This is a genomic window from Streptomyces lonarensis (assembly GCF_012033735.1).
Lineage (GTDB): Bacteria > Actinomycetota > Actinomycetes > Streptomycetales > Streptomycetaceae > Streptomyces > Streptomyces lonarensis.
Map to the genome: position 1 here is coordinate 1 of NZ_JAAVJD010000066.1, position 14878 is coordinate 14878.

14 protein-coding genes are annotated in these 14878 nt (G+C 73.4%); 4 read left to right on the plus strand and 10 right to left on the minus strand.

Going from position 1 to position 14878, the window contains the following annotated elements:
• Positions 1-84: 84 nt before the first annotated feature.
• Together HCN56_RS11050 and aspS are read right to left on the minus strand one after the other, a co-directional pair.
• A complete protein-coding gene (locus HCN56_RS11050) occupies positions 85-1809 on the minus strand; it encodes an ATP-binding cassette domain-containing protein (protein WP_167969838.1) in 1725 nt (574 codons plus the stop codon).
• Positions 1810-2488: 679 nt separating this feature from the next.
• Positions 2489-4333, minus strand: a complete 1845-nt coding sequence (gene aspS / locus HCN56_RS11055; RefSeq protein WP_167969840.1) for an aspartate--tRNA ligase — start codon at positions 4331-4333, stop codon at positions 2489-2491.
• Positions 4334-4507: 174 nt separating this feature from the next.
• Here aspS and HCN56_RS11060 point away from each other — a divergent pair, with 174 nt between their 5' ends.
• Positions 4508-6571 carry a SpoIIE family protein phosphatase gene (locus tag HCN56_RS11060; protein WP_167969842.1) on the plus strand — a complete coding sequence of 688 codons (2064 nt, stop codon included), beginning with the start codon at positions 4508-4510 and terminating at the stop codon, positions 6569-6571.
• A gap of 65 nt (positions 6572-6636) precedes the next feature.
• Entirely contained in the window at positions 6637-7230 is a 594-nt protein-coding gene (locus HCN56_RS11065) for an SMI1/KNR4 family protein (protein ID WP_167969844.1), read from the plus strand.
• Between the two features lie 156 nt (positions 7231-7386).
• On the opposite strand, the gene HCN56_RS11070 is transcribed toward HCN56_RS11065, so the two are convergent.
• Positions 7387-8919: an alpha/beta hydrolase gene (locus HCN56_RS11070; protein ID WP_167969846.1), complete on the minus strand. Its 1533-nt coding sequence runs from the start codon at positions 8917-8919 to the stop codon at positions 7387-7389.
• Between the two features lie 242 nt (positions 8920-9161).
• Positions 9162-9866 carry a MerR family transcriptional regulator gene (locus HCN56_RS11075; protein WP_167969880.1) on the minus strand — a complete coding sequence of 235 codons (705 nt, stop codon included), beginning with the start codon at positions 9864-9866 and terminating at the stop codon, positions 9162-9164.
• A gap of 110 nt (positions 9867-9976) precedes the next feature.
• Between HCN56_RS11075 and HCN56_RS11080 the strand changes: the two genes are divergently transcribed.
• Positions 9977-10456, plus strand: coding sequence for a DUF6194 family protein (locus tag HCN56_RS11080; RefSeq protein ID WP_167969848.1), 480 nt, complete (start codon positions 9977-9979; stop codon positions 10454-10456).
• 16 nt (positions 10457-10472) lie between these two features.
• On the opposite strand, the gene HCN56_RS11085 is transcribed toward HCN56_RS11080, so the two are convergent.
• A complete protein-coding gene (locus HCN56_RS11085) occupies positions 10473-11123 on the minus strand; it encodes a DUF433 domain-containing protein (protein ID WP_312871180.1) in 651 nt (216 codons plus the stop codon).
• A gap of 285 nt (positions 11124-11408) precedes the next feature.
• Between HCN56_RS11085 and HCN56_RS11090 the strand changes: the two genes are divergently transcribed.
• Entirely contained in the window at positions 11409-12272 is an 864-nt protein-coding gene (locus tag HCN56_RS11090; protein ID WP_167969852.1) for a GNAT family N-acetyltransferase, read from the plus strand.
• Positions 12273-12555: 283 nt separating this feature from the next.
• Here the strand turns inward: HCN56_RS11090 and HCN56_RS11095 are convergent, their stop codons facing one another.
• The 5 genes from HCN56_RS11095 to HCN56_RS11115 form a co-directional block, all read right to left on the minus strand.
• Positions 12556-12783 carry a hypothetical protein gene (locus tag HCN56_RS11095; RefSeq protein ID WP_167969854.1) on the minus strand — a complete coding sequence of 76 codons (228 nt, stop codon included), beginning with the start codon at positions 12781-12783 and terminating at the stop codon, positions 12556-12558.
• An 87-nt stretch (positions 12784-12870) separates the two neighbouring features.
• Entirely contained in the window at positions 12871-13113 is a 243-nt protein-coding gene (locus tag HCN56_RS11100) for a hypothetical protein (RefSeq protein WP_167969856.1), read from the minus strand.
• 102 nt (positions 13114-13215) lie between these two features.
• Positions 13216-13728 (minus strand): GNAT family N-acetyltransferase, encoded by a 513-nt coding sequence (locus tag HCN56_RS11105; RefSeq protein ID WP_312871181.1) that lies wholly within the window; start codon positions 13726-13728, stop codon positions 13216-13218.
• A 159-nt stretch (positions 13729-13887) separates the two neighbouring features.
• On the minus strand, positions 13888-14607 hold the full coding sequence (locus HCN56_RS11110) for a GntR family transcriptional regulator (protein WP_245246454.1): 720 nt from the start codon (positions 14605-14607) through the stop codon (positions 13888-13890).
• Positions 14608-14699: 92 nt separating this feature from the next.
• Positions 14700-14858, minus strand: a complete 159-nt coding sequence (locus tag HCN56_RS11115; protein ID WP_376770862.1) for a DUF397 domain-containing protein — start codon at positions 14856-14858, stop codon at positions 14700-14702.
• Positions 14859-14878: the final 20 nt, after the last annotated feature.

The window sequence follows — 14878 nt, forward strand, 5'->3', positions numbered from 1 at the left end:
GTCGACCAACCGGTGCGACAGCCCGGTCAGCCGCGTCGCCTCCAGCGCTGCGGCCACCGCCTCCCCGTCCTCCGCACCGGCCGGTCACCGCTCCCCGTCGTCCTCGGCACCTCCCACCCCGCCGGCCCCGGCCCCGGCGCCGACCCCGTCCGTCCGCCCGCCGTCGGCGAGCAGCGCCCGGATCTCGTCGGGGCCGCTCTCCACGAGGGCCTCGTCGAGCAGCACCCAGCGGGTGACCCCCACCGCCTCCAGGAACGCCAGGTCGTGGCCGGCGATCAACAGCGCTCCCCGGTAGGAGGCGAGCGCCTCCGTGAGCCGCCGGACGCTCGCCAGGTCGAGGTTGTTGGTCGGCTCGTCCAGCATCAGCAGCTGCGGCGCGGGGGAGGCCAGCAGCATGGCGGCGAGCGCCGCGCGGAACCGCTCCCCGCCGGACAGCGTGCCGGCCGGCTGCTCGGCGCGGGCCCCCCGGAACAGGAACCGGGCGAGCTGCCGCCGGATCTCGTTCTCCGGCACCCCCGGGGCGACGGCGGCCACGTTGGCGGCGACGCTCGCCCCGTCGTCCAGCACGTCGAGTCGCTGCGGCAGGAACCGCAGCGGCACGTGCGCGCGGACCTCGCCCGACGCGGGGGCCAGCGCCCCGGCGACGGTCCGCAGCAGCGAGGTCTTGCCGGCGCCGTTGCGGCCGACCAGCGCGACCCGCTCCGGGCCGTGGATGCGGAGATCGCCGTGGCGCAGCCGCCCGTGGGGCAGCCGCAGCCCCTCGACGGTCAACACGGTCCGGCCGGCGGGTACCTCGGTCCGCGGCAGGTCCACCCGGATCGCGGCGTCCGCGCGCACCGCGTCGGCGGCCTCCTCGCGGCGCTCCCGCGCCTCGTCCAGCCGGTCCTCGTGGAGCCCGCGCAGCTTGCCCGCCGACTCCTGCGCGGCGCGCTTGCGGTTGCCCGCCACGATGCGGGGCGCCCGCCGCTCGGCCTGCATGCGGCGGCTGTTCCGCTCCCGTCGGGCGATCTTGATGCGGGACTCCTCCAGTTCCTTCTTCTGGCGCCGCACGTCGGCGTCGGCCACCCGCAGCAGCCGCTCCGCGGTCTCCTGCTGCGCGGCGACCGCCTCCTCGTAGGCGGACCAGCCGCCGCCGTACCAGGCGACCTCGCCGGACCGCAGCTCCGCGATCCGGTCGACGCGCTCCAGCAGCTCCCGGTCGTGGCTCACCACGACGAGGACGCCGCTGCGCCAGGTGTCGACGGCCTCGTAGAGCCGGCGGCGTGCGAACAGGTCGAGGTTGTTGGTGGGCTCGTCCAGGAGCAGCACGTCCGGCCGGCCCAGCAGCAGCGCGGCCAGTCGGAGCAGCACCGTCTCGCCGCCGGACATCTCGCCGACCCGGCGGTCCAGACCGAGGTGGTCCAGGCCGAGGGAGCCGAGCGTCGCCAGCGCGCGCTCCTCGACGTCCCAGTCCTCACCGACCGTCTCGAAGTGGGCCGGGTCCACGTCGCCCGACTCGATGGCGCGGACCGCGGCCCGCTGGTCGGCGATGCCGAGCGCCTGCTCCACGCGGAGCCCGGTGTCGAGGGTGAGGGTCTGCGGCAGCAGCGCCAGGCTGCCGGTGACGCCGACCGAGCCGCTCTCCGGCCGCAGCAGGCCGGCGAACAGCCTCAGCAGGGTCGACTTGCCGCTGCCGTTGGCGCCGACGAGGCCGGTGCGGCCGCGCGGCACGGTCATCGACAGCTCCTCCAGCACCGGTGTGCCGTCGGCGTAGCGGAAGCTCAGGGCGGAGCAGGTCAGGGCCGCGCCCGCCGGGGTGGTGTGGGACATGGGTCACTCGCAGTCGTCGACGCTGGTCGGGGGACTCGTCTGCGAGCACCGTGCGGCGACGACCGGGCCGGCTCGGGGAGCGGCGGATCAGGTGCGGGGAGTCGTCCTGCTCCGTTCCCGACCGTGCGGCCGACCGCAGGGCGGCCGGTGTCGGGGAGCCTGGGGCGGTCGGGCCGTCCGCGGCACGAGGGCCGGGGAGGGCTCCGGGATCGCCCGTCGGCGGGAGGGACGGCGGGTGCACCGAGGTCGCGTCCACGCGGGACGTCACGGGCGGCGGCCGCAGCGAAGGGCCTGCACGGGCGCGTGACGCCGTACGGCCGAGCCGTACCGCGCGATGTTCGCGTACCTCAGATGCGCAACGTCCACCTCTATCGGAGACAACAGGACGTCTCGACTGTACCGCGCCCCACCGGGCCTGCCCACCGGTTTACGGCGCGCCCCGGTGGCGACGGCGATCCGTCGTCCCCAGCCTGTGGATATCTTTTCGCGCCGAGCCGCCTTCGCGCCGAGCAGCCTTCGCGTCCCCGTTCCTGCAGCCGACCCCGCCGCGCTTCCGCCGCCGGGAGCAACGGCCTCGGCGGCAGAAGGACACGGCGGGACACGGCAGGTCACGGGAACGGCCCCGGCCGCCACCCCGCAGGGGAGTGGCGGCCGGGGCCGTCGGCTGCGCACGTCGCGACTACTCCGCCGCGTCGCCGTCCTTCGCCTCGGAGCCGCTCTTGGCCTCGGCGGCGTCCTTCGCCTCGGCGGCGGCCTTGAGGGCCTGCTGCGCGGAGGGCCGCAGCGAGAGGTGCAGCTCCTTGAGCCGCGACTCGTCCACGGTGGAGGGCGCGCCCATCAGCAGGTCCTGCGCGTTGCCGTTGAGCGGGAACGCGATGGTCTCGCGGATGTTCGGCTCGTCGGCCAGCAGCATCACGATGCGGTCCACACCGGGGGCGATGCCGCCGTGCGGCGGGGCGCCGAAGGTGAAGGCGCGCAGCATGCCGCCGAACTCACGCTCGACGTCCTCGTTGGAGTAGCCGGCGATCTCGAACGCGCGGTACATGATCTCGGGCTCGTGGTTCCGGATCGCGCCGGAGGACAGCTCGGTGCCGTTGCAGACGATGTCGTACTGCCACGCCAGGATGTCCAGCGGGTCCTTGCTGTTGAGGGCCTCCAGCCCACCCTGCGGCATCGAGAACGGGTTGTGGGAGAACTCGATCTCCCCGGTGTCCTCGTTCTTCTCGAACATCGGGAAGTCGACGATCCAGCAGAACCGGAAGACGCCCTCCTCGAAGTGGCCGGTGCGGCGGGCGGCCTCGACGCGGACCGCGCCCATGATCTTCGAGACCTCGTCGTACTCGCCGGCGCCGAAGAAGATCGCGGTGCCGGCCTTCGCGCCGAGCCGCTCCACCAGTGCGGTGGTGTTCTCCTCGGTGAGGAACTTGGCGATCGGGCCGGTCAGGGCGTTGCCCTCCCCGACGCGGACCCAGGCCAGGCCCTTGGCGCCCTGCTCGACGGCGAACTCGCCCATCTGGTCGAAGAACTTCCGCGGCTGGTCGCCGGTGTCCGGCACCGCGAGGGCGCGAACGTGCTTGCCGGCGAACGCCTTGAACTCCGAACCGGCGAACACGTCGGTGACGTCGACCAGTTCGAGCTGGGCGCGCAGGTCGGGCTTGTCCGAGCCGTACTTCTCCATGGCCTCCCGGAACGGGATGCGCGGGAACGGCGAGGTGACGTGCTTGCCGTTGCCGAACTCCTCGAACAGCTCCGTCATCACCTTCTCGATGACGACGAAGACGTCCTCCTGCTCGACGAAGCTCATCTCGACGTCGAGCTGGTAGAACTCGCCCGGCGAGCGGTCGGCGCGGGCGTCCTCGTCGCGGAAGCACGGCGCGATCTGGAAGTAGCGGTCGAAGCCCGCGATCATCAGCAGCTGCTTGAACTGCTGCGGGGCCTGCGGCAGCGCGTAGAACTTGCCGGCGTGCAGCCGGGACGGCACCAGGAAGTCACGGGCGCCCTCGGGGGAGGTCGCCGACAGGATCGGCGTCGCCAGCTCGTTGAACCCCTGCGCCGTCATCTTCTGCCGGATCGCGGAGATCACCGCGGAGCGCAGCATGATGTTGCGGTGCATCCGCTCGCGGCGCAGGTCGAGGAAGCGGTACTCCAGGCGCCGCTCCTCGTTGACGCCGTCCTCGGCGTTGATGGTGAACGGGATCTGCTCGGCGGTGCCGAGGACCTCCACGCCGGAGACCTCGACCTCGACCTCGCCGGTCGGCAGCTCCGGGTTGACGTTGTCCGCGCCGCGCGCCACGACGGCGCCGTCGACGCGGATCACCGTCTCCTTCGACAGGGACGACAGCCGCTCGTTGACGTCGGTGCCGGGGCGCACCACGAGCTGCGTGATGCCGTAGTGGTCCCGGACGTCGATGAAGAGGATGCCGCCCAGGTTCCGGCGATTGTGCAGCCAACCCGACAGCCGGACATCACTGCCGATGTCCGCGGAGCGCAGTTCGCCGCAGGTGTGGGACCGGTACCGGTGCATCGCTCAATCCAAGTCGTCCGAGAGCCAGGGTCAACGGTTCACCGCCGGCTGGCCTCACGGGCGCCGACGGCGGAGCGACAGCGGCCACGACAGCGACAGCCGGGGGCACCTCAGACTACCGCCCCGGCCTACTCCCCTCGCCGTTCGGGCGTACTTACCCATAAAGTGAGACAAATGCGCACCGAGGATGTGCTGGCCGCGGCAGGGACCGGACTCTGGCGCTGGGACCACGCGACTGGTCTGGTCACGCTCGACGCCACCGCCGCCGGGTTGTTCGGCCTGCCCGAGCGGTACACCACCATCGGCGAGGCCACCGTCCGCGCCCGGGTCCACGTCGAGGACTACATCGAGCTGTACCGCGTCGCCACCCTCAGCGCCGCCGAGGAACGCATCGGGGAGAGCAGGCTCCGCGTCATCGCACCCGACGGGACGGACGCGCGCACCCTCCGCGCCCGGGTCCGCGCCCACGGCGAGGGCGACGACTTCGCGATGAGCGGCACCCTGATGGAGGTCCCGCCCAGCACCGCCGTCGCCGCCCCCCTCGGCCGGGACTGGCGGCTCTCCCGCGAGGCGTTCCTCCTCGACGCGGGCCGCGCCCTCGCCGAGGCCCGTACCACCGGCGAGGTGCTGCGCGTCGCCGCGGGGCTCGCCCTCCCCGGCTTCTCACCCGACGGGCTGATCGTCTTCGGCGTCGAGGCCGGGGAGCTGACCGTCGTCGGCCACCACGGCTACGCGATCTCCGCCACGCCGCAGCGCCGCCAGGCCGCCCGCGGCTTCGCCCCCACCCTCGACTCCCCGTACCCGGCCGCCGAGGCCATCCGCACCGGCCGCGCCGTCTACGTCCCCGGCCCGGCCGAGTACCAGCAGCGGTTCCCCGAGGCCTGGCCGTACGTGAAGGAGTTCGGCCGCTGTGCCTGGGCCTACCTGCCGCTGATCGTCGGCGGTAGGACCATCGGCGCGTGGATGGCGTCGTTCCCCGAGCCGGTCTCCTTCAGCCCCGACGAGCGGTCCGTGCTGACCACCGTCGCCCGCATGCTCGCGCAGGCCCTGGCCCGCACCCACGTCTTCGAGACCGAGCGTGAACTCTCCGCCGACCTCCAGCACACCATGGCGCCCGCCGCCAACCCCGACATCCCCGGCGCGCAGCTCATCGCCCGCTACGTCCCCACCGGCGGCGGGCTCCAGATCGGCGGCGACTGGTACGACGTGATCCCGCTGCCCTCGGACCGGGTCGCGCTGGTCATCGGCGACGTCCAGGGCCACGACGTGCGCGCCGCCGCGATCATGGCGCAGCTCCGCATCGCGCTGCGCGCCTACGCCGCCGAGGGCCACCGCCCCGACACCGTCCTCTCCCGCGCCTCCCGGTTCCTCTCCGGGATGCCGCTCTCCGGCGACGACCGGTTCGCCACCTGCCTGTACCTGGAGGCCGACCCGCGCACCGGCACCCTCGACGTCGCCCGCGCCGGCCACCCGGACCCGGCGGTGCGCCTCGGCGACGGCACCCCCGTGCAGCGACCGACGGTCGGCGGCCCGCCGCTCGGCGTCGTCCCCGACTGGTCGTACCCGACCACCCGCATCACGCTGCAGCGCGACGAGACGCTGCTGATGTTCACCGACGGCCTCCTGGAGACCGGCGGCCACACCCTGGACACCGGCTGGGCCCGGCTGGCCGGCATCCTGCGCGGCGAGCCCGCCGACGACCTGGAGAAGCTGGCGGACCGCCTCATCGAGGGCGTGCACGGGCCGCCCAGCCACAGCCACACCGGCCCGCTCACCGACCGGCGCGAGGACGACATCGCGCTCCTGCTGTTCAGCCTCCAGCACCCTCAGGCCCCGGAGCGGCGGCTGGTCGTCACCGTGGACCAGGCCGCTCCCGGGCGCATCGCCGAGGCCCGCCACCAGTTCGCCGAGCTGCTGCACGACTGGGCCGGCGCCGACCAGGTCGACGGGGCCGTGCTGATGCTCTCCGAGATGCTCACCAACGTCCTGGTGCACACCGACACCGACGCCCGGCTCACCGTCGAGATCACCGGACCGCCCGGCGGCCGCCGGCTCCGGGTCGAGGTCGCCGACGGCAGCGACGACCTGCCCCGCCGCCGCGAGCCGGGCGAGATGGCCTCGTCCGGGCGCGGGCTGCTCCTCATGGAGAACCTGGCCGACGCCTGGGGCGTCGACCCGCGCGGTGACGGCAAGGCGACCTGGTTCGAACTCCACGAGCGGTCCTCGGAACCCGGCTGAGGCCGGTGCGCGGGGGTCAGGCGGCCGTTCCCCGGCTGTCCGCGGCGCCTCGTAGGGTCCGCACCATGGCAACACGTTTCGAGGAGATCAGCGCGACCTTCTGGGACGCACCCGACCCGGGTACCGATCCCGCCACCGGCCCCGGAGCGGACGCCCCGCCGGAGGCGCACGGTGGGGACGACGCGCGCCACCCACCGCTGACGGACGAGGGCGTCGCCGAGGCGGAACGCACCCTCGGGGTGACGCTTCCCCCGGAGCTGCTCACCCTGCTCCGGCTGCGCAACGGCGGCACGGTCTCCACACGCCGGGACGCCTTCCCGACCGAGCGGCCCAACGCCTGGGCCGACGACCACGTGCCGTTCGACGAGCTCCTCGGCATCGGCGACCCGGAGGACGGCGTCTCCCTGGTGGAGACGCCCTACCTCGTGCAGGAATGGGGGCTCCCCTCCCCCGTGGTGCTGCTCTCCGGGGACGGCCACACCTGGATCGCGCTGGACTACCGCAGCTGCGGCCCCCACGGCCGACCGCCGGTGGTACTCCTTGCCGCCGCGGACGGCAGCGGCCCCGCGGCGGTGACCCCTCTCGCACCCGATTTCCGGAGCTTCGTCGAGGGACTGACCGGCGCCGAGCAGTTCCGCGACGACGATCCCGAGGCGTAGGGGGCGTCGTCGTCCGGAGTGCCCCACCGCGGTCAGGGGCGAGGTGGAGCGGCCGGCCCCCCGCCCGCCACCTGGAACGGCGCGGCGGACCGGCGCGGCACACGCCGCCCCGGTCCGCCCCGGCCCGCCCCGGTCCGCCTCACGCCCCGGCGAGGGTCAGTCCGCCTCGCAGGCGACGTCCTCGTCGGGGCGCTCGCCCGTGACGAGGAACTCGGTGACCAGATCGTTGGCGCAGGTGTTGTCCTGCATCAGGTAGGCGACGTGGCCGCCCTGGTCGGCGGTGACCAGCCGCACGCGGTCGCCCAGCGCCTCGTGCATCTCCCGGGCGCCCGTCAGCGGGGTCGCGGGGTCGCGGAGGTTCTGCAGCAGCAGGATGTCGGCCTCGCTCCGGTCGGTGATCTCCACCGGCTCCTCCACGGGCTCGGAGGGCCAGAACGCGCAGGGGGTGACGTTGGCGGCAGCGGCCCCGAACAGCGGGAACTCCTCCCGGTCCGACGCGACGTTCCGCGTGTAGGTCTCGACGTCCGACGGCCAGTCGCTGTCGTTGCAGATCACGTGCAGCTGGCTCGCCAGGTAGTTGTCGGACGGGATGTCGCCCCCGGCCGCCGCCGCCACGTCGGGATCGACCTCCGGCTCCGGGACCTCCTCACCGGTGTCCAGGGCCTGCCAGACCTCCGCGAGCTGCGGGAACTTCTCGTCGTAGTAGAGATGGTCGAACGTCAGCTGGCGGAAGACCTGACCGGTGTAGCCCTCGGGGGACGGCTCGGCGTCCAGCCGCTCACCGAGGTCGAGGTAGGTGGCCTCGACCTCCGCCGGGGTCTCACCCAGCCCGTAGGTCTTGTGCTCCGCGGCGGCGAACGCCGCGAAGTCGGGGAAGCGGTCCTCGAAACCCTCGGCGAAGCTCCGCGCGAAGTCGGCGTCCCAGCCGCCGGGCCCCGTCACGCTGTCGAGGACGACCCGGTCGACCTGCTCCGGGAAGAGCGAGGTGTAGACCGCCCCGAGGTAGCTGCCGTAGGAGATGCCGAAGTAGGAGACGGTGGATTCGCCCAGCGCCTCGCGGACCCGGTCCAGGTCGCGGGCGGTGTTGGCCGTGGTGATGTACGGCAGCAGGTCGGCGGTCGGCGAGTCCCCGCACTTCTCGGCGACGGCCGCCACCCGCTCGGCCTCGGCGGCGACGTCGTCCTCGTCCCTGGCGTGGAGCGGGATGTTGGTGGGGTGGTCCGTCAGCTCCAGCTCGCAGGTCACCGGGGTGCTGTGGCCCACGCCGCGCGGGTCGACCCCGATGACGTCATAGGTGTCGAGGACGTCCTGCGGTACCCCGAGCTCCGCGAGCTGCGCCGGCATCTGGAGGGTCTGCCCACCGGGCCCGCCGCCGTTGAGCAGGAGTACGCCGTGCCGGTCGTCGCCCTCGGCGGCGAGCCGGGAGACGGCTATCTCGATCTCCTCGCCGTCGGGGTCGTCGTGGTCGAGAGGGACGCCCAGGGTGGCGCACTCCAGGCCCGGGACGGCGACGTCCTCGGGGCAGTCGGTCCAGTCGAGGCTGTCGCCGTTGCCGTCGGCGGGCGATCCACCGTCCGCCACGTCGGCGGCGACCGGCTCGCTGTCCGTTCCGTCCGAGGAGGAGCAGCCTGCGAGAGTCAGCGCCGACACCAGCGTGACGGCGACGAGGGGAGTGCTTGGCCTTCTCACCGAGGTCCTTTCCGTGGGGGGCGGGGCCACCGCCCCATGGAAGAAGGTGCCCCGCGTGTGCAGGGGCTCGGCTGCCCCGGCCGGGCGCGGTGAACCCGACCACGGCGTCGTTGTCGGGTTTCGATCGGCTCACCGACCGCAGTGCCCGCCCCGCCCCGCCGCTGCGGCGCCGCCCGTCCGCTGCCGCAGCCCACGCGAGCGAAGACCGCGCCGGTGGCGGCCCGGGCCCGACCGGGCGGGCCCTACGCGCCGCCCTCGATGAGCGCCGCCAGCCGCGCGCCCGCGCGAAGCAGCGCCAGCGACCGGCTGCCGATCTCCTCCAGCCGGGCGTCGAGCGCGGTGACCGACTCGCTCACGTCGTCCAGGCTCCGCACGGCGGCGACGGCCCGCCGCACCTCGGGAATGCGGTAGCCGCCGGCGCGCAGCGCCGCCGTAATGCGGGCCTCCCGCACGGCGGGCAGGCCGTAGCGCCGCGCCGCGCCGACCCGAGTGGAGACCCGTTCCGGCGCGACCAGCCCGGCCTGCTCCCAGAAGCGGAGCGTCGACGGCCGGACGCCGATGGCCTGGGACAGCTGGGTGATGGTCATCGCGTCGCCCGGTACCGGATCGGCGTCGGTGCCGGCCTCGGCGCGCACGGCCCGCAGCGCCGACCGCGCGGCGCGCGCCTGCTCCCGCTGCTCGTTGAGGGCGGTGTGGAGCCCGCAGAGCAGCGCAGCGCCGTCGGCGGGCGGCAGTACCCGCAGCTCACGCATGGTCCGCCGTGCCTCCACCGGCCCCACCGCCGCGGCGAGGTCGCGGTAGGCGAGGAGCGCCACGACGTGGCCGTCCCCGAACCGGCGGTACCCGTTGGCCGCGCGCTCCGCCGGGGGGATCACCCCGCCCGCCTCCAGGTCACGCACCTGCTGCACGGAGTACCCGGCCAGCGCCGCCACCGCCGCCGTGCCCATCGACGCCGAACCCATCGACGCCGAACCCGTCGACGCCGTGCGCATCGACGCCGAACCCGCCGCCCCGACCACGGAACCCTCCACAAGCACTTCAAGGGGACGCTTGAACCATGAGTATGGACGAGGTCCTTGAGAAGCTGCTGAAAGCGATGCGCACCTTCGACGGTGTGCTGGAGGTGGCACCCGGGGAGGGCAGCGGGTTCCCCGAGGTCGCGTGGGGCGACCACTTCTTCTACTTCGCCCCGGACGGCCGGATGCCGGAACGCGGCCAGCCGTACGCCACCGTCGTGACGAAGAACCAGCCCGGCGACGCCCTGTCCGAACTGGACCGCCCAGGGCGTTGGCGGCTGAACGTGCACGTCGGACGGCGGGCGTTCACCGAGCTGACCGGTGAGGAGCCCGGCGACCCCGCCGGCGACCGCGACCACGCCGCCACCGACGTCCTCCAGCCGCACCCGGTCTACCGTTCCCACGGGTGGGTGGCGATCGTCAACCCCACCGACCGGAGCCTCCCGGAGCTGCTGCGCCTGCTGCGCTCGGCCCACGACGACGCCCGCCGCCGCGCGGCACGCCGCGACACCACCGGCTGACCCCGCCGGCCGCCCGTCAGCAGCGGACCGGGGCGGGCGGCACGGGGAACCGGGCACAACGCGTACCGCTGGTATAGCTGTCCACGTACAGCGCGAAGGAGGCCGCCTCGCGCGCGGCATCGGCCGACACCCCCGGGTAGTACGCCGCGATGTCCTCCGGCCGCACGCCGTCCTCGACCAGCTCCGCGACGACGTCGAACGGCACCCGGGTACCGGTGATGACGGGCGCTCCGCCCTGGGTTCGGGGATCGACGGAGACGTGCGGTTTCGGCTGCAGCAGGTGAGGGACCACGACGCCGGGGCGGGGGGCGAACTCCAGCAGGATGTCTGCCAGGGTCGCGATCACACGCTGGCCCGGCCGTGCGACCAGGTCCGTCCCGTGGTCGTCGTCCCCGACGAGCACGATCGAACCGTGGTCGGCGACGAGCGAGTAGCCGGAGAGGTGCTCCACCTCGCCGATCTTCTTCAGGTTGGCCAGTGCCTTGCGGATCTTCTGCAGCGATACGTCCTGCCGCAGGTGCGCGAACGTGCGGAGGGCCAGCACGTCGCGAAAAGAGTAGAGGGCAGGGCGGGAGGACAGCTCGGGGCGCAGAACGGGGCCCTGGCCGCGGTCCTGCCGCCAGGTCCGCAGCTGACCCGTGGTGGCTCCGGACAGGGCAGCAGCCACACGTGTCGGGTAGGCCATGGGTCTCACCCCCGGGACGGATCGCAGTTCGTACCGGCATCATGGCAGCTCGCCGCAGGCACAGCCACATCCCGTCGGCAGCGGCCGGTCGCCCGTTGGCGCTCTTGCCCCGAAGAGGTGACACCGGTTGACGGGCGACGGTGACCCCGTCCGAGAAGCCGTCGCGTTCGGCCCTGGTGCCCACGTTGTGCCGGGCCGGCGGCCCACGCGCACGCCGAGCGGGAAAACCGGGTGCGTACGCGGCCCGGTCGGTGTCTCATCGGGCCCATGACGATCGAGCTCCGAACCCCGGGCCCCGACCTGACGGACGTTGTGCTGGACGCGCTCCGGGAGTGGCAGGGAGAGGGCGCGGCCGTCCAACTCCACCCCGGGGACATCGGCTGGTTCCACCGGTTCGGCCCGGCGGCCACGACGGCGGCGCTCCGCGTCTGGTCCAGGCACGGGCGACCGGTCGCGGTCGGCCTGCTCGACGGCCCCCGACTGCTGCGGCTGAACGTCGCACCGGAGGCCTACGGGGACGGCGAGCTGGCCGAGCGGCTCGTCAGGGATCTGGCCGATCCCGCGCACGGCGTTCTCGGCGAGGGCCGGGCCTTCGTCGAGGCACCCATGGCGACCTCCGTGCACCGGCTGCTCGCCGAGCGCGGCTGGGCGGCCGACGAGCCCTGGACCCCGCTGCGCCGCGACCTCACCGACCCGGTCCCCGACCCCGGCCTGCGCATCGAGGTGGGCGGCCCCGACCGGGTCGCGGACCGGGTGGCCGTGCAGCGCGCGGCGTTCACCGGCTCCACGTTCACGCGGGAGCGCTGGGACCGCATGGCGGCGGGCGCGCCCTACGCCGACGCGCGGTGCCTGGTGGCGTACGACGACCGGGGGGCGGCCGTCGCGACCGCGACGGTGTGGTCCGCCGGACCGGGCCGGCCCGGTCTGCTCGAACCGCTGGGCGTCCACGCGGAGTACCGCGGACACGGCCACGGCCGGGCGATGGCCGTCGCCGCCGCGTCGGCCCTCCGCGGGCTGGGCGCGTCGTGCGCGCTGGTCACCACCCCGAGCTCCAACGTTCCCGCCGTCGCGACCTACCGCGCTGCGGGCTTCCGCGCGCTCCCCGAAACCCACGACAGCCGCCGCGAGTGAGGTATCCGCCACCGGCCTCGTGGGCACTCTTCCCGCGCGGACCGGGGCGGGCCGCAACAACGTGAGGGCTGCCGCAACGGTCGGAGGCCGCAGCGACTTGCCGAGAAGTGTGGCGGCCGTTCAGCGGTGTTGCTGCCCTCACGTGCTCGGCTCCACGAGAACGCCCCGGTCGGTTAAGTGCTCGACGACCAGCGAGCGGTGCGCGTGCCCTGGCACCACGCGGTCGCCGGTGCCGTAGGCGGCTCGTGCCACGACTCCCTGTCGGCGGCCACTGCCCGGAGGTTCAGGTGGCGAGTCGGTCCTTGACCGCCGCGTAGGCGAGGAGCAACCCGACCGCTTCGGTTGCTGCGGTGATGAGTGTCCAGAGGACGATCTCGGCGGCGGGGTAGTCGCCGGTGGCGCCGGAGAGGCCGGCGGTCAGCAGGGTCGCAGCCGTGGTGGCCAGGCATGCTGCCGCCACCCAGCAGAACTGGCGGCGCGTGCGCAGGCGGCCGAACATCACGCCGAGCATCGGACTCCTCCCACCTCGTCTGTCCGACAGTTCGTCAGCTCGTCCTGAAGGCGCAGCAGCACGCTGCCCCGGTAGGGCGCCGCGCGGCTACCGGCCGGCCGTGTGGTCCTCCGGGCGCCAGGCCCGCGCGCAGGCGCGGCACTCCAGCATCCCGTCCAGGCGGTCGCCTCGACCGCTCAACGTCCTGGTACGCCCGCCGCCGCAGCCGGGGCACCGCAGGCCCTTGCGGTTGGCCCACCGCGGGCTCGGTCGCCAGACCGCGAGGACGATCCCGATACCGCCACCGAGCACCAGCAGCACCAGCAGCGTCACGACACCCAGACCCGACATGTGGCCCCCCCTCCGATGTGAGTCGAAGGCTACCGGCGGCCCGACGGCGGGTCAGCCGAATGATCCGCAGGCAGCTCGCCGCCCCCAGGGACGCGTTGCCGGTCAGGCGGGCCAGGTGTAGCAGGCGGCGGGTGCGCTGCCGTCGTCGTGCCGGTGGTCGGTGTCGCCGAGGTACCGCCAGCCGAGCCGCCGGTAGAGGCGGGTCGCGGCTTGGTCCTTGTGCAGCACGTTGAGCACCAACCGCTGACCGGCCCCCTGCGCGTGGTCCATCACCGTGCGGACCAGCAGCCGGCCGACGGACCGGTTCCGAGCGTCCGGACTGACGAACAACCGGGCCAAAGCTCGCAGTTCGTCATCCGCAACGCTCTCGTCCCGGTCCCGGTCCCGCTCCCGGATCAACCGCGCCGCGTCCTCACCGTCCGCCGCCATGAGCGCGACGTGCCCCACGACCACACCGTCCAGCTCCGCCACCCACGACCGCAGCACGGCGGGAGAGGAGACCCAGGCAGTCGGGTCCGCGACCCCCTCGACCGGATACCCGTCCACCGCGTGGACCTTGACCAACAGGTCCGCCACCAGCGGCAGATCGGCGGGGCGGAGCGGTCTGATGCTCACTGGCTCAGTCTTCACGGGCACTCCACTGGCGCGTCGGGCACGGGGGAAGGTCCGCGCACGGCTGCGCGACTGCCCGCGTGGTGTGTAGGGCGTCCGGTCGTGGGTGGCGGGCCACGGCGCCGGCCCTCGTCCGGTGAATGGGGGCATGAGGCGGTGTCCTCACAACGCAGCCGACCACTTCAGCACCGTGGTACCCCGCACGATCTTGGTGGCGACTTCCACGACCCGTCCGTCCGCCAGCCAAACTGTCCGGGTCACACAGGTCACTGTGCTCATGGGGCCGCTGAGACCGAGCAACTCACCCTCATCGGCTTCAGCCGGTCGCGACGTCACTTCCTCAAGTACGCGCGTCTGCCGACTGTTGAGACGCATCGCGGCAAGCTCCCGGCTTCCTCCCGTGGACGACCGACGTGTCAGCTCGGGGGCGGCGTCCACGACGAATTGCGGGTAGTAGGAGACCGACACGTGGGTGGGAGAACCATCACGGGTCACGAGTCGCCGCCGCGCGGTGACGGGAGTGCCCGGTTCGACATCGAGCCGGTTTGCGATGGCGTCCGGCGCGGCCACCGAGGTGATGTCCAGGATCTGTGAGGTTTCCCCCTCCGCGAGGGACCGCCCCGACTCGGCGTGCATCTCGACCCGGGTTGGGATACCACTGCTGCCGTGACCGGCGACTACCGTGTGGCCCGGGCCACGCGTGGTCGTAAGACCCGCAGCGCTCAACTCCTGGTATGCGTGTGCGGCGGTCGCCATGCTGACGCCGTACTCCGCCATGATCTGTCGGGCCGTCGGCAGAGAGTCACCAGGGCGTAGGAGGCCTGTCCGAATCTTCTGCCGGTAGTCCGCCGCGATCTCCGCGTGCGCGGTCCGCATGGTCATCTCTCCTCCTCGGGTCCTGTCTGATCTGAACTCTGCTCTGGCTCGTGCAGAGCGTCCTCTCAGCCTCTCGACCGCGCCAACCAGGTTCTGCGTCAGGGACGGAGCATGAGGGATGAGCTGGTGTCGCCGTTTTTGCGGACTGCACTGATGAAGTGGCCCCAGGCGGCGGAGGGCATGAGCAGCGTGGCGCGGGTGGGTGCTTTGGAGTCGCGGACGGGGACGACTGTCGGGACGCCGTCCGCGACCTCCACGCAGGCGCCGCCGTCGGCGT

Bases quoted from the DNA above. Each gene is read 5' to 3' on its own strand.
- HCN56_RS11095 (WP_167969854.1), bottom strand. From the start codon at position 12,783: ATGCTCGGCGTGATGTTCGGCCGCCTGCGCACGCGCCGCCAGTTCTGC.
- HCN56_RS11065 (WP_167969844.1), top strand. From the start codon at position 6,637: ATGGCAACACGTTTCGAGGAGATCAGCGCGACCTTCTGGGACGCACCC.
- HCN56_RS11050 (WP_167969838.1), bottom strand. From the start codon at position 1,809: ATGTCCCACACCACCCCGGCGGGCGCGGCCCTGACCTGCTCCGCCCTG.
- HCN56_RS11080 (WP_167969848.1), top strand. From the start codon at position 9,977: ATGAGTATGGACGAGGTCCTTGAGAAGCTGCTGAAAGCGATGCGCACC.
- HCN56_RS11075 (WP_167969880.1), bottom strand. From the start codon at position 9,866: ATGGGCACGGCGGCGGTGGCGGCGCTGGCCGGGTACTCCGTGCAGCAG.
- HCN56_RS11110 (WP_245246454.1), bottom strand. From the start codon at position 14,607: ATGACCATGCGGACCGCGCACGCGGAGATCGCGGCGGACTACCGGCAG.
- HCN56_RS11060 (WP_167969842.1), top strand. From the start codon at position 4,508: ATGCGCACCGAGGATGTGCTGGCCGCGGCAGGGACCGGACTCTGGCGC.
- HCN56_RS11090 (WP_167969852.1), top strand. From the start codon at position 11,409: ATGACGATCGAGCTCCGAACCCCGGGCCCCGACCTGACGGACGTTGTG.
- aspS (WP_167969840.1), bottom strand. From the start codon at position 4,333: ATGCACCGGTACCGGTCCCACACCTGCGGCGAACTGCGCTCCGCGGAC.
- HCN56_RS11100 (WP_167969856.1), bottom strand. From the start codon at position 13,113: ATGTCGGGTCTGGGTGTCGTGACGCTGCTGGTGCTGCTGGTGCTCGGT.